At 28.2% G+C, this 15,090-nt stretch carries 10 protein-coding genes; 7 read left to right on the top strand and 3 right to left on the bottom strand.

The window, feature by feature from the left end; genetic code table 11:
• The first annotated feature begins 10 nt into the window (after positions 1-10).
• From tarL to ACW5YJ_RS01200, 4 genes are all read left to right on the top strand, one after another.
• Positions 11-1,699 carry a teichoic acid ribitol-phosphate polymerase TarL gene (gene tarL / locus ACW5YJ_RS01215; protein ID WP_457338352.1) on the top strand — a complete coding sequence of 563 codons (1,689 nt, stop codon included), beginning with the start codon at positions 11-13 and terminating at the stop codon, positions 1,697-1,699.
• 58 nt (positions 1,700-1,757) lie between these two features.
• On the top strand, positions 1,758-2,045 hold the full coding sequence (locus ACW5YJ_RS01210) for a hypothetical protein (RefSeq protein WP_171917050.1): 288 nt from the start codon (positions 1,758-1,760) through the stop codon (positions 2,043-2,045).
• Positions 2,046-2,382: 337 nt separating this feature from the next.
• Entirely contained in the window at positions 2,383-7,212 is a 4,830-nt protein-coding gene (locus tag ACW5YJ_RS01205; protein ID WP_426432868.1) for a CDP-glycerol glycerophosphotransferase family protein, read from the top strand.
• Positions 7,213-7,560: 348 nt separating this feature from the next.
• On the top strand, positions 7,561-8,619 hold the full coding sequence (locus ACW5YJ_RS01200; RefSeq protein ID WP_171914979.1) for an acyltransferase family protein: 1,059 nt from the start codon (positions 7,561-7,563) through the stop codon (positions 8,617-8,619).
• Positions 8,620-9,146: 527 nt separating this feature from the next.
• On the opposite strand, the gene ACW5YJ_RS01195 is transcribed toward ACW5YJ_RS01200, so the two are convergent.
• From ACW5YJ_RS01195 to cidR, 3 genes are all read right to left on the bottom strand, one after another.
• Positions 9,147-9,521, bottom strand: coding sequence for a hypothetical protein (locus ACW5YJ_RS01195; RefSeq protein WP_017723639.1), 375 nt, complete (start codon positions 9,519-9,521; stop codon positions 9,147-9,149).
• Positions 9,518-10,054, bottom strand: a complete 537-nt coding sequence (locus ACW5YJ_RS01190; RefSeq protein ID WP_017723638.1) for an acyl-CoA thioesterase — start codon at positions 10,052-10,054, stop codon at positions 9,518-9,520. Before ACW5YJ_RS01190 ends, ACW5YJ_RS01195 begins: the two co-directional genes overlap by 4 nt.
• 112 nt (positions 10,055-10,166) lie before the next feature.
• On the bottom strand, positions 10,167-11,054 hold the full coding sequence (cidR, locus tag ACW5YJ_RS01185) for a cidABC operon transcriptional activator CidR (RefSeq protein ID WP_017723637.1): 888 nt from the start codon (positions 11,052-11,054) through the stop codon (positions 10,167-10,169).
• A gap of 210 nt (positions 11,055-11,264) precedes the next feature.
• On the opposite strand from cidR, the gene ACW5YJ_RS01180 reads away from it, so the two are divergent.
• The 3 genes from ACW5YJ_RS01180 (at position 11,265) to ACW5YJ_RS01170 (ending at position 15,035) form a co-directional block, all read left to right on the top strand.
• Positions 11,265-12,065 carry a Cof-type HAD-IIB family hydrolase gene (locus ACW5YJ_RS01180; RefSeq protein WP_457338351.1) on the top strand — a complete coding sequence of 267 codons (801 nt, stop codon included), beginning with the start codon at positions 11,265-11,267 and terminating at the stop codon, positions 12,063-12,065.
• Between the two features lie 165 nt (positions 12,066-12,230).
• Positions 12,231-13,610 carry an MFS transporter gene (locus ACW5YJ_RS01175; protein WP_017723635.1) on the top strand — a complete coding sequence of 460 codons (1,380 nt, stop codon included), beginning with the start codon at positions 12,231-12,233 and terminating at the stop codon, positions 13,608-13,610.
• 363 nt (positions 13,611-13,973) lie between these two features.
• Positions 13,974-15,035, top strand: a complete 1,062-nt coding sequence (locus tag ACW5YJ_RS01170) for an acyltransferase (RefSeq protein WP_171915775.1) — start codon at positions 13,974-13,976, stop codon at positions 15,033-15,035.
• Positions 15,036-15,090: the final 55 nt, after the last annotated feature.

The following is a 15,090-nucleotide window of genomic DNA, read 5'->3' as shown; positions in this document are numbered from 1 at the left end:
TAATAGAAGGTTGGATAATTATAAATTGACAATTGATAATATATATTGGGAAAGAATTCAGCTTTTTATCGAAGGTTATACTGATTGTAATAGGATAGAAAGAAAAAAATTAGTATTACGAAATTTAACAGAAACAAAAGAAGTAGAAGCAAATGAAGTTAAAGTTGAAGGTAATAGATTTAAAGCACGTTTTAATGTGGCAATTTTAGATAATGGAAACTACTTACCTTCAGGACAATACTTATTAATTTTGAAAAAAGAATTTGAACATATTGCTCATATTAATGAAGTATTGTTAAATCCTTTAAACTATGACTTAGACGACGAACAATATGAACATTATCATTCGCTTGAAACTACTAATGATAAAAATAATTTTTTGCTTAAAGAATTTGAATATCAATTTAAAAAGGGAGGAAATTCAAAAAAAATAAATTATAATGTTTATCCAAAAATTTCTAAAGAAGTTAATGAATTTGTATTAGACATTAAATTTAATATGCTTATTCCTAAAAAAAATAAATTATTTGTGAAATTTAATGAGTATAAAAAGAACTATAATGAAAAGTCTTATAAATTGCGTGATTTTTTATTTAAATCTATTTTTAACATCACAAAATTTTTCCATTTGAAAAAGGGGAATACTGTACTATTCACATCTGATTCAAGAGTTGAAATGTCAGGTAACTTTGAATATGTTTATAATGAGATGTTACGCCAAAATTTAGACGACAAATATAAGATACATGCCTTGTTTAAATCTAACATTTCGGCACGTCGTAACTTTATCGACAAATTTAAATTTCCGTATTTATTAGGTAAAGCAGATTATATATTTGTGGATGATTTTCACCCATTACTCTACACAGTAAAATTCAGAAAAAGTCAGGAAATTATTCAAGTATGGCATGCAGTTGGTGCTTTCAAAACTGTTGGTTATAGTCGAGCTGGAAAAAAAGGTGGTCCATTCTTTAATTCTGTAAATCATAGAAACTATACTAAGGCCTTTGTTTCATCAGAAACAGATATACCATTTTATGGTGAAGCCTTTGGTATTAAAGAACAAAATATAATTCCGACTGGTGTGCCTAGAACAGATATCTTATTTGATGAGGCGTATGAGCAACAAGTTACAGCCGAAATGAAGGAGGCACTGCCAATCATTAAAGATAAAAAAGTGATTTTATTTGCGCCTACATTTAGAGGTAATGGACATCATACGGCGCATTATCCATTCTTTAAAATTGATTTTGCTAGATTTGCAAGATATTGTCGTGAAAATAATGCAGTAGTTTTATTTAAAATGCATCCATTTGTGAAGAATAGACTAAATATTCCTAGAGAATACGAGCAATACTTTGTGGATGTTTCTGATTTTAGAGAAGTTAATGATATTTTATTTGTTACGGATATTTTAATTAGTGATTATTCATCACTTGTTTATGAATTTGCGGTATTTAAACGACCAATGATTTTTTATGCATTTGACCTTGAGGATTATATTACATCACGTGATTTTTATGAGCCATATGAAACGTTTGTGCCAGGGAAAATTGTAGAGTCATTTAGTGATTTAATAGCAGCACTAGATAACGAAGACTTTGAAGTAGAGAAAGTAGAGCCATTCTTAGATAAGCACTTTAAACATCATGATGGTCGTTCGAGTGAAAGAGTTGTACGTAATATTTTTGGCAGTTAGTATTATTAGTCTATTTTCAAAAGTTTTAAAAACTACAAATATAGGAGTTTGAAGTAAGATGAAGCAACGATTTATGGAAAAAGACTATTATAATTACAATAATAATGAGTTGTTAATGTTAAATAATGAAGATTTAATTAAGAACGAAAAACTAATTGAATCTGTTTATAAAGATTATGAAAAGTTAGAGGGAGAAGTAATAATTTGTGATTCGTCACCCTTTTTATTTATTAATGGATATTTTATGGCAAGAATAAATAATGAAATAAAGACAACTCAAAAACTGAGCTTTATAGAAATAAATAATAATAATATATATGCGTATATTAAAAAAGAGCGGATTTAAAACAGCTTTTTTCAAGTTTTAAAAATGTGCGACAGTTACGTTTATTCAAAAAAACTTTTATAATGAATTTATATAATTTTTCTTTTTTAATAGGTGAACATGAATAGGGAATTTGCTATTTTTTTTAATCATAAATTCATAACGATTTCTGTATATATATCTAATTATACGTAGTTGTTATAAGTTAATATCTTCTCTCGTATACATATCTTTAGAATGAAAAATACATTTCAAGGAATCATATTAACTACCTAAATAGTAGATTAAACAAATTATTAACAAAATACTTTTAATATTTGATAAACAGGCATTTTTTTAAATGAAGTGAGGGATTTTATTGAATGAATATATATTTATAACAAGTAGGTTGGATAAAAATCATGGTGGATTAACAGCATCTATGTTAAATAAAGTTGGTATTATAAATGATAAACTAAATATAAAACCATTAATATTAACATTTCATTTGGATTGGAAATATAACATTATAAAAGACGAAATTGTCCATAGATATAATTTGGATAATAAAGCTAGATTTATAAATATAAATGAATATTTTAAAAGTAAAATTACTAGTCAACAATTAGTGAAATATACATTTAAACCAGATAGTAATTTAGAAAAAATATCTATAAATGAGAATAAAGTTGAATATTATGATCAAAAAGAAAAAATCTATAGTGTTCAGTACTATAAGAATAAACTTAGAGAAATTAAGAAATATTCAAACGACGTAATGATTCAAAAAATAACATTAGATAGCGATGAATGTTTATTCTCGATTAATTACTATAAAGATGAATATTTAAAAAAACAAGACTTGTATAGAAAGGATCAATCTATATTTGAAAGTCGAATTTATGAAAATAAAAATGGAAGAAATGAAATAGCAAAAATCACTTTATTTGATAAAGAAATAATTGAATTTACATCTTTTAATGAATTCAAAACATATTTTATATCTTTATTTATAAAAGAGCCCTATACGTATTTAATTAGTGAGGCAAGGGGCATGGATGACGCAATATTGAGCATTAAAAATCAATACGTAAGAAAAATCTTTATGACGCATAGTATTCATATTAGACCGGGCACAGATATTGTGAGAGAAGGTAACCGAGCAGTATTAAATAATTTGAATGAAATAGATGGCTTAGTGTTACTAACAGAATCCCAAAAGCAAGATATAACGAATCGCTTTGGGTATAGAAAAAATTACTTTGTAATCCCCCATGCAATTGAAACTAAATATATTAAAAAAGAAAAAATAAAAAACAAAATAGTTATGGTATCAAGGTTGCATAAAGAAAAAAGGATAAATCAGGCTATTCAAGCATTTAAACAGGTAGTAGAAGAGAATTCTGAGGCAAGACTTCATATATATGGAGAAGGTAAAGAGCGTCAAAATTTGCAAATTCTAATTAACAAACTAGGATTAACAGATAATGTAAAACTTGAAGGTTATACACGCAATATCGACCAAGTATTACAAGAGGCAGAGTGTACATTACTTACCTCATTATACGAAGGGTTTGCATTAGTTATTCAAGAAAGCATTGCGAATGGCACACCTGTTATTTCATATGACATTAAGTATGGCCCTAGCGATATGATCCAAGATGGAATAAATGGTTATCTAGTAGAAGAAGGAAATGTTGACCAATTGGCTAAATTTATAAATATATATCTTTCTAAGCATGAACAAGAGAAAAAACAATTTTCTGAAAAATCATTAGAAAAAGCCCAGGAGTTTTCTTATGATAACTTTGTTAAGAACTGGCAAAACTTGTTTAATGAGATTAAAACACAACAAGAAGTATTTGCACCATCAGTTAAATTAACAAATGTCGATTTAGAAAATGGAATTTATCAATTAACAACAAGAGTAGAGTTGAAAGCAAGTAAAATCCATCATCCAAACTTTAAGTTTCTATTTTATAAGCGATCTTCACTAAACGATAGAGAGAACAAAATTTGTACTAAACAATCTGTACAAGTAACTAAAATCAGAGATAATGTTTTTGACATTATTGCAGAATTTAACCCTGAATTATTTGACTATAATGAAATATATGATGTGAGTTTAGAAATTCAAGAAGATGCACAACACCATATTATTCGTATAGGCAATAATAGGAATAACATAAAACTGAATAATATGAAACTTAAATATGTACGCCCATATTTTACTAAAACTTATGATAATATTAGCTTTGATTTAAACACTTCACCTAAAAAAAGAAGAATAAATAAATTTGTAAAATATCGTGTAAAAAATAATGTGAGTAAATTAAATGGAATCTATAATGTTCCCAAAGCAATAGTAAAATATAGGTTGAACAAAAAAAGTAAGAATAAAAAAGCTGAGTATCAAAACCTGAAGGAATTACATCCAATTTTAAAAGGATCAAAAGAATATTATTCTAATTTAACGGACTTAGCTATAGAGTTACAAAAGTGGGAAGAAGCAATTCATTATATGAATAAAGCAATTAAACATGGTTTGGAAAATGGAGCAAACATATATTATAAAAAAGCGATGTTATATAAAAAACTAGGTAATAACCATAAAAGTGTTGAATTTCTAGAAAAATATATAGAAGTCAATAAAAAAGATACAAAAGCGCTTAATGAATTAGCAAATTTAGAGATTGAAGAAAAAGATTATAAAAAAGCTAAATATCATCTTAATGTTATTTTATCTTACCAACCAAACAATGTCGTAATCAAAACGAAGTTAAAAAAATGTCTGAAAAATACAGAAGAGTATCAAAAACTTATAGAGTTATTGGAAAACGACTTAGAAAAAGAACCGAATAATAGTGAATATTTATTAGAATTGGTAAGCGCATATCGTAAAATTAATAATAATAAAAATGTAGTAAAATATTTGGAGAAGTATGTAAATTTAAATTCTAGTGATACAGATAAAATAATTCAATTAATTAATTATTTTGAAGAGATGAATGAGAAAGCTAAAGCAATCCATTACTTTTCTAAATTGATAGATAGCGACGTAAGTTTAACAAATGAGTCACTAAGCGCATATTTTTATAGAAAAGGACAACATGAGTATGATTTAAATCGGATTGAAGATGCGAAAAATAGTTATAATAAGACAATACAATACACTGAAGATCCATTATTAAAGAAATGGGGAATTGGTTATGTACATGAAAAAGCACAATCTTATACGCAAGCAATAAATGCTTATCAAGAACGATTAGAAGAGGAAAATGATAATCCAGAGTTACATTTTAAAATCGCTACGCTTATAAAAAAAATAGGTAATGTAGAGAAAGCAATTTACTATTTTGAAAAAGCATTAGAATTGAATAAGGCTAGGTCTCCTTGGTATTATCAACTAGCTTTATGCTATGAAGAAATAGAAAATTATGAAAAAGCAGCAATAGCATATAAAAACGCAATCATAAGACAACAAACACACCGACCAAATAATTTTAGAAGATTAGCATATATGTTAGAAAAAATAGGTGACAAAGCAGCAGCATTAGAAGCATATAATGAAGCAGAGCTATTTAGAAAACCAAGTTATATGTCAAAAAATGCTTACGAAAAGCATCTAGACTCAATCTCAGTAAGATATGCTCAAAGCTATAATTATTATGAAATAGAAGACAATATGATTTTTTATGAAAGTATGGGCGGAGCGGGCGTTGTAGGGAACCCTCGCGCTATATTTGATTATCTTGATAATAATAAAAATTATGACGCTTTTATACATGTTTGGGTAATTAATTCGTTTGATAATATCCCCGTATATATGAGAAGTAAAAGTAACATTATTTTTGTTAAGAAAAATTCAGATGCTTATTTAAAATATATTGCTAAATCAAAATATTTAATATGTAATTCGACATTCTCTGATTACTTCGTACGAAAACCTAAACAAAAATACTTACAGACTACACATGGTATTTTTTACAAAACTGTTGGTCGCGACAGTAATGGTAGTAAAGTAGGAGTAGCGGGTAGTACAAGGAATTTATTGCAAGCAACTCATATTATAGCGCCTAATCAATTTATGGTAGACAAACAAAAATCAGCTTATTCTATTGGTGGGATTCATGTTGGTGAAGTTGCAAAAGTCGGTTATCCTAGAATCGATACGACTTTGAATACTACTGAAGCCCAAAAGACTGAACTAAAAAAACGTATGAATATAGATAATGATAAAAGTATTGTATTATACGCTCCGACTTGGCGTGGAGAGACGAAAGAAAGTAATGGTTTTGATATTGGTAAATTGATTTATGATTTAAAAGAATTATCTAAAATGGATGTTAATATTTTATTTAGGGGGCATAGCATTACGAAATCGTTACTTAAGGATGTAACTTTTCCCAAAAATATTATTATTCCTCCTGGAGACATTTCAACGAACCATTTGATGGGCATAGTAGATGTACTAATTTCAGATTATTCCAGTGTGTTCTTTGACTTTATTCCAACAGAAAAGCCAATCATACATTATTTGTACGACATTGAAGAATATACTAATGTTAGAGGTTTAAACTTAACAACAGATGAATTACCAGGTTATATTGCTGAAAATACTACAAATTTAATCTCCTTAGTGGAGTATTCTTTAAGTCATCCAGAACCGAGTTATGAGTATTTAAAAGCTAAAGAAAAATTCTGTCCTTATGACTATGGGCAATCAAGTAAGCATGTGGTTCAGTGGTTTTTTGAAGATGATATAAGTGGCGTGAATATTGTTCCAACTGACAAATATAATAATAAAGTATTATATTTAATTGGTCAGCTATCCGATACTAATAACATAAGTAACCTTATCGCTAATATAAAGGCTACAACAGAAGAAGGGAACATTGCTTCAATTTCATTGAAAAAAAGTATAGTGAATGATTCGTTTAAAGCGCGTCAGATATTAACTTTTAGTAAAAATGTAAATCTATTGCCCCATGCAGGACCTATGCCAAAAACATTTGAAGAAATTATAGCTATTCAAGATGTTGAAAAGGGTCATAAAATAAGAAATAGTAAAACTAAGATGTTATATGAGAGAGCTTACCAAAGAGAGAAAAGGAGATTGTTCGGTGATATTCAATTTAATAATATTCATAATTATGAAAAGAACACACCATATTGGACAAGTCTCTATGAAGTGATGGAAAATAAATGAATATAATTTTCAACTAAAATTTACTTAGAATAAATTAAGGCAATACGTTATAACTAAAGTGTTAAAGATTTAATTTGAGTTATTGTCTGATCTTTAAAAAAGAAGAAGACTTCCCTAAATCTTTAACACTTTTTAAATTATTATATAGGATGAATTTTGTACTCTTGAACGTTAATAAGGTAATTTATTGTATGTATTGTTCAATTTTAGCTAAAACTAGAAAAGTAATATTAGTTTCTAAGCTAAATTCATGTTTCGATTATAATAGTTACTTCATTTTCTCACAAAAATAATTCACTCTATAACCCTTATTTTATAATGTAAAGTAATTCAAAGGATGGGAACAGAATGGATAAAAAAATAGAAATTACATATGCTAGAGCTTTCTTTTGTATATCTATAGTAGCTCTACACTCGTTTCCTGGGTTAATCAACGATCCACACACCACAGATTTTAGTAAATCAATAAGCTCATTTTTAAGAATATTATTCCTATTTGCTACACCTGCTTTCATAGTTTTATCAGAAATATTACTATCAATGCGTTATTCTGACGGCTTACCTAAAGGTTTTTTTAAAAAAAGGATTAAATTTATATTAATACCTTATTTATTGATAGGGGCTTTTTATTCATTAAATATTTATCTCAATACAAATGAAACCAGGGGTTATTTTGATATATTTACAACTTATGTATTATATGGCAGTTGGTATGGTTGGTTTGTAATAGTCATTTTTCAATTCTATATTTTACATTTATTACTATATAAATTTTTAAATAAAACTAATCCAATATTAATAATCTTTGTGACTTTTATGATTAGTTTCATTCATTCATTTCTTGCTTATACAAATGATTCATATTTGCAATGGTGGATAGATTTCCATCCTTTTTATTCAAGAACTGCTATACCGTATTGGTTGTTTTATTTTACATTCGGTTATTACCTAGGAAAAAATTATGGCTACATAATGTCGTTAGTTAAAAAATACATATGGTTTCTATTTGGATTATGGATTTTATCGATTGTACCCATCATTATAACTTATAAATTTATGGATGTAACATATGCCCAATCCAATAGATTTGATCTTATTTTGTACACTGTATTTACGTTCTTAATGATTTTATATGTTATGAAAGTTCTAGGTAAGTATAAATTAACTTCATTATTAGTGGTTAGTGAAGTATCATTTTTTATATATTTATCGCATCCTCTGATTAATTCGTACTTATCTAGAGGGCTAGCTTCATTTGTACAAATACCAGTTTTATTTGTATTATTGTTGGTTTTGTTTACTTTAGGTTTTAGTTTAGGGATTGCTTTATTATTATCACACATCCCTTTCTCAAAATATATTATAGGTAGAAACTCATTTAGCGATATGCTTAAAAAAAATTATTAACTTTTATAGAAAAAGTATATTTATCTAATTTACTAATTTTTAGATAAGTATACTTTTTCTTGTTTCATAATATATTCTTTAATCTTCCTATCATTTTTATTGGAATAGTTAACTTGTAACTCTCCTATTTTCTACGAATATCCAATGATTTATCATATATAGTTTCAGAATCAAAACGCTAGGATAAGGGAAACGGCGTTTTGGTGTTTAATTTTAATTACTATTGGCGGTTTAGGGAACAGGGAGTGATGTTGTATTATCGGTATAAAGATATTACGGATGTTTTATACTAACAACTATGACTTACTAAATTATTAGCTTTTATAAAATAATTTGTTTTATATGATTCTGTTAATAGTTGGCCATCATTGGAAACGTAAGAATAATTTTCATCTAAAGTTGTAACATCTGTTGGAAATAACCAATATAGCTTACCTACTGTAAAGGATTGATTATTTTTGACGCATACATATCTACACTCGGATATGCTCATTAAGTACACCTCATTTTTTAAAAGGTTGTTCTAATTATTTAATAATTGTATTGTGGAATACGAAGCTAGGTTCAGCCCCTAAAATAATGAGGAACACTTGGGAATAAGCTATATCTTGAAATTTTTGTATCATGGTATAGAAATCACTAAATGCTTCATTACTTTTTACTTTTTCAACTTCTTGTTCATATAAACTTAAAACAGAATCCCTAATTAAAGTGGGTCTGTTTTCCTGAATAACATATGAGTCTTCTGAAAACATAAGTAGCCCTAAATATTTATAATGTATACTTAGTTGTCTAGTTAAACTGGCAATATATTCTAATTTTAAGTAGAGTTCGGGTGAATGAACTTGTAATTGAGATAGATTCGTTTTAATTTGTTGTAGTTTTTCCATTTCACTTATCATTTATTTACAACCTCCAATGCCCACGGCTTAACTGTATTAAGTGACTGAATAAGGTGTTTACTTTGTCGACGTCTGTTCTTTCGCATGTTTGCTCTATCTTCTCCATGCGTATACAATAATTTTTCTTCATGTGTTTGAGGTGTGATATTTGCTACTTTGATCGGTTTTTTGTGTTCGTCTAGAGCAACAAATGTTAAAAAGGCAATTGCAGCTATTTTTCGTTCAGCAGTTATCATATCTTCTGCAATTACTTTACAAAATATTTCCATTGATTTTTCACCTGTGTAAGCTACATAAGATTCAATGCAAACAGAGTCTAATTGGGTAATTGGATGTAAAAATTCTATAGAATCAGTGGATGCAGTCACACATTCTTTAACCCGAGCATGTCTTCGTGCTGATAAAGTAGCGTTATTATCAATTTTTTTCATTAATACGCCACCAAATAAGGTATTATAATTGTTTAAATCATTAATTAATACTTGATCAGTACTAATGATTTTACTGTCGTTCGGATACTTACAATTTTCCATAACTTAGCTCCCATTTCTATTATTTATTACACATTAAATTATAGGAGGAGCAGTTATAACTATAAAATATCTATAATTTATAAAGGTATAAAATTTACAAATACCTTATTCTTTAATCATTCAATAAAACGTTCTCTTGTATAAATTTAATCCAGTTTTTAGTAAGTGAATCAACTATTGTATCTTTTCTCCAAATAAGTGCTAACTCCCATTTCATCGATGCTTCATTGATATCTATTGCTGTTAAATCAGAGTCTAATAATTCTAAAATCCCTTCTGGTAGCACACAAACGCCCATATTATTTAAAAGCATTTCTCCAATAAAACTCCACTGTGTTGTTTCAAAAATAACATTTGGATTAAATCCATGATTTCTACAAATATTAATGATTTTATCGTTTAAGTAAAAGTCAGAATTAAATAAAATAAATTCTTCATTTACTAAATCTTCTATATCTATCATATGTTTATCTGCCAGTTTATGGTTTTTATGTACGACAAGTTTTAAAGACTCCTCTAAAAATGAAAAGGTACTAAAAATTTTAGTGTCAGTGGGTAAAACGGTGATACCCATGTCTAAATCTCCATAATAAACATCATTTTCAATTTTTTTACTTCCGTTTTCAAAAAGTTGAAAAGTTACATTTGGATAAGATTCATGAAACTGAGAAATTAAATTGATTAACTTTCGTATATTAATGATAGTGGGTATGCCTATTTTTAAATGGCCGGACTTCATTTCTAGTAAATTGCTTAAATCGTTAGGAATGTTGTCATACATTTTTAGCATCTCTTTGCATTGGAAGAAAAACGCTTCGCCGGCGTCTGTTAAATAAATTTGATTTTTAAATCTGTGAAATAAAGTAACATCTAATTCATCTTCTAATAATTTGATTGTATTGCTAATAGTAGGTTGCGTGATAAACAGTTTTGACGCTGCCTTGGTCATGCTTTTTAAATTAACCACTTCCACGAAGTACTTCATATGTCTGAGCTCCATTATATTTTGCTCCCTTTAAATAAAAGTGTTGTTTGTATGATTTCTACATAATAAATTTATATATTTATTATATATCAACTATTAATATGGTAAAAGTTATCTATTTTTTACTTAATAATATAATGCTTGTTTTATAGAATATGAATATTATGCTTTTTACTAACAAATAGATATAATTAGCATAAATATGAATCGTAGGGGTGCATTGAAGTGAATATTAAGCTTATTGTTGCAGATATGGATGGTACTTTTTTAAATAGTGACAGTCAATTTAATAGTGAATCTTTTCAATTATTAAAAGAAAATTGTGAAGCACATCAAATCCGTTTTGTTTTTTGTACTGGAAAACAATGTGAGCGTGTTGAAAGTATTATTGGGGAGTTGTCCAAAGATACATTTATTGTTGGAGATAGTGCAACGAGGATTAAATATAATGAAGAGTTTATCTATAATGCTAAAATTGAAAATAAAAAAGGGAAAGAAATTATACAGACAATTCAAGATATTGACCAAACACAAACCATATTAGGTTGTACTGAAAAGGGAGCTTATGTATTAAATCATATTCCAGAAATTGAAAGGAAAATTGTGCATGGATCATTTCAAAACGTGACATATATCAATGATTTCTCTGAAGTTGAAGATGATTTCTTAAAAATTTCAGTTCATGATGCTACGGGAAATTGTAAGACTACTGCTAGCCAAATAAAACATTATGAATCAGAAGTATATATTATAGCTTCTGATGATGAGTGGATTGATATTGCAGATTTAGGCGTTAACAAAGGTACAACAATTCGTCGAATACAACGGTTACTCCAAATTAGTCCTACAGAAACAATAGCATTTGGAGATGGTTTAAATGACATTGATTTGTTTAAAGCGGCTAAATATAAAGTGGCGATGGACAATTCATATCCAGAATTGAAGGAAGAAGCTAACTTAATAGCAAAAAATAATAATGAAGATGGTGTGGTGCAAACACTTAATTTATTATTAGGCTTTAAATAAGTTAAAAATATAAAAATACTGCTAAAAATTAATTGAAAACTTTATAATGCTCACGATAATTTATTGCTTATGTGATATTATCAGTTAGGAGCAGAATGAGGAGAGGTTTTTAAGAAACTTTCGTTGTTCTAGCTTTATTATTGATATTAGGAGGCGTTTTACATCATGAGCACAAGCGAACATTCACGCTCTGGCAATAAATTGATTTTAGCAATTGTCTTAAGTATATTAACGTATTGGCTGTTTGCCCAATCGTTTATAAATATATCAACACCAGTTCAACAGACTTATCATACTACTCCAGGAATTTTGAATTTATCTGTGAGTATCACTTCTTTTGCAACGGGTATTTTTATGGTCGGTGCGGGCGATATATCAGATAAAATTGGCCGCTTAAAAATGACTTATATTGGTATTATTTTAAGCATCATAGGGTCACTATTAATTATTATTTCTGATATTACAGCATTACTACTTATTGGTAGAATTTTACAAGGGATCTCTGCAGCTATATTATTACCTTCAACGGTCGGTGTGTTCAATGATCAATTTAATGGTAAAGCATTACGTAGGGCGTTCAGTTATTTAATGATTGGTAGTGTAGGTGGTATAGGTTTGGCTTCCATGGTTGGAGGATTGATCGCTACATATATTAATTGGCAATCTAACTTTATATTGTCTATCATTATTGCAACTATTGCCTTTGTGTTATTACTTGGTACGAAAGAAGAAGCTAAGGAAGTTATAGACAAACGGCCTTTCGATTATATAGGTATGTTAATATTTGCGGTGCTTATAGGCAGTATTACTTTATTTGCAACACAAGGCTTTGAACAAGGGTGGACAAGTCTTTTTTCAATGATTTGCTTAAGTATTTTTGTTATTTCAACAATTATATTTTATTTCTTTGAGCGTCGTAAACATTTACCGTTTATAGATTTTGAGTTATTCCGAAATCGCGGTTTAATGGGATCATCTGTGGTTAATTTTGTTTTAAACTCAGCTGTAGGTATTACAACTGTATTTAATATGTATGCCCAAACTGAACTAGGGTTAAGTTCATTCCAATCAGGATTAGTAACGGTACCTTACGTAATTATGGCAATTTTAATGATTCGTTTAGGCGAGAAGATTTCGATGAAGCATGGTGGAAAACCAATGTTACTATTAGGGCCAGCTTTTCCTGCAATTGGCATTATATTCATTAGTTTAACGACTTTACCGTCTGAATGGTATATTGCAGCAGTCACGTTTGGTTTTGTCATTTGTGCCGTTGGTAATGGTTTATGTGCAACGCCTGGTTTAACTGTTGCGATATTAACTATTCCTGATGAAAAGGTCGGGCTTGCATCAGGTCTTTATAAAATGAGTGCCACTTTAGGCGGTGCCTTTGGTATAGCAATGTACACGACTATTTTCGCGGCATTGCAAATTTCAAATAGTGCTAGCGTAGCAGCTGCTTGGTCAATGATTACAGGTGTAGCTCTAATGATTATTGGCATCATTGTAGCGCAAATTATTATTCCTAAAAATATAAAAGCATAATTTATCACGAACAAATAAACATATGATAGCAATCTAGTCAATACTATGAGGACAGGGTTAAGAAACTAATATGAAAATTTTAGTTTCCATCCTGTCCTCTTTTTTATTAAAATTTTTCAATTATATTAACAGTAAGAAAATGAAGTGCATCTTATATTTTGAAAATCATAAAAGAGCTACTTATTATAGTTGGCCGAGGGGACGAATATAAACATATCTTAATTATTTGTAGGTTAATTATATATATTTCGAATTATAATTAAACATTAGTTGTATTTTAGTTTTATAATAAATGTTATCATCAATTAGTTGTAATTTTATTAAATTTACAAAATGCTTATAACAAATTTAGAGGTGCAGTTTATGAAATATTATGGAGAAATCCCTGTCATAAGAGCTATAGCAACGATGTTAGTGCTTTGTATACATTTAACAGCGCAATTATATAATTCTAATGGGGTTATTACAGACCCAGTTTTATCTTATTTTAATCAAATAGCGAGGTTAGGGACACCTATTTTTGCAGTAATTAGTGCCTTTTTACTTACAAGCTCGACACTAAAGCGTGAGTTTGAACTACCTTATTTTATTAAATCTAGATTCACAAAAATTTTAATACCCTATCTACTTTGGACTACTTTATATATCATATTGAGAATGCTTTTATCGAATACATATTATCCAGCAGGAACACCAATAATTAAATATTATCTTTTAGGGACTGCAGAAATTCATTTGTACTTTATTTTAGTAGTGATTCAATTTTATGTATTATTTCCTTTTGTGCATAAACTGAAAAAAGGAGCACCACTTATTATTGCATATATAATAGGAACGCTTATTAATGTGCTTTGGTTAAGCTATGGTAGTGGAACAGTTACTTTGCATAGTGAAATGTTGAATACGTTTGTTAATAGTAAAGCATTTATCTTAAATTGGATATCTTTCTTTTTCCTCGGTATCGGTTATGCGAAGTATTATAAGGAAATTAATGATATCGTTTTAAAATACCAAATATATTTCAAGATTATTGGGATACTTCTATTTATCGATTTAATTATTAAAATTGATATTACAAATTTATATGGTTCGACGAATGTTGCTAATATCATATATATACCAATTTTTCTTGCTTTATTAATCATATTTTATAATCATATAAAAAATTATTCATTGCTAACTCAAACTTTAACGGTTATAGGTAATTATTCTATGGGGATTTATTTAATCCACGTTTTTATAATTATGGTTTACAGACAAACTCCATATGTTGATATAGTAAATAATCCATCAACATTTGTTGCTTCATATATCATTGTATTATGTGTTTCAGTGTTATCGATTTATTTAATAAGTAAATTACCTTTTTCTAGTTTCATTGTGCCTATTCCATCTAAAAAAGCAATCATAAATAAAAAAGACTGAAAGAAATATTAAGTTTCATACAGTCAATTAGACAACTAAATGATTAAAACAGCTT

The organism is Staphylococcus sp. mip270_02 (genome assembly GCF_054031535.1).
This window is presented reverse-complemented; position numbering and strand designations above follow the sequence as displayed.

Excerpts from the sequence above, each read along its gene's own strand:
- ACW5YJ_RS01210 (WP_171917050.1), top strand. The coding sequence starts at position 1,758 with ATGAAGCAACGATTTATGGAAAAAGACTATTATAATTACAATAATAAT.
- ACW5YJ_RS01200 (WP_171914979.1), top strand. The coding sequence starts at position 7,561 with ATGGATAAAAAAATAGAAATTACATATGCTAGAGCTTTCTTTTGTATA.
- ACW5YJ_RS01195 (WP_017723639.1), bottom strand. The coding sequence starts at position 9,521 with ATGATAAGTGAAATGGAAAAACTACAACAAATTAAAACGAATCTATCT.
- ACW5YJ_RS01190 (WP_017723638.1), bottom strand. The coding sequence starts at position 10,054 with ATGGAAAATTGTAAGTATCCGAACGACAGTAAAATCATTAGTACTGAT.
- cidR (WP_017723637.1), bottom strand. The coding sequence starts at position 11,054 with ATGGAGCTCAGACATATGAAGTACTTCGTGGAAGTGGTTAATTTAAAA.
- ACW5YJ_RS01175 (WP_017723635.1), top strand. The coding sequence starts at position 12,231 with ATGAGCACAAGCGAACATTCACGCTCTGGCAATAAATTGATTTTAGCA.
- ACW5YJ_RS01170 (WP_171915775.1), top strand. The coding sequence starts at position 13,974 with ATGAAATATTATGGAGAAATCCCTGTCATAAGAGCTATAGCAACGATG.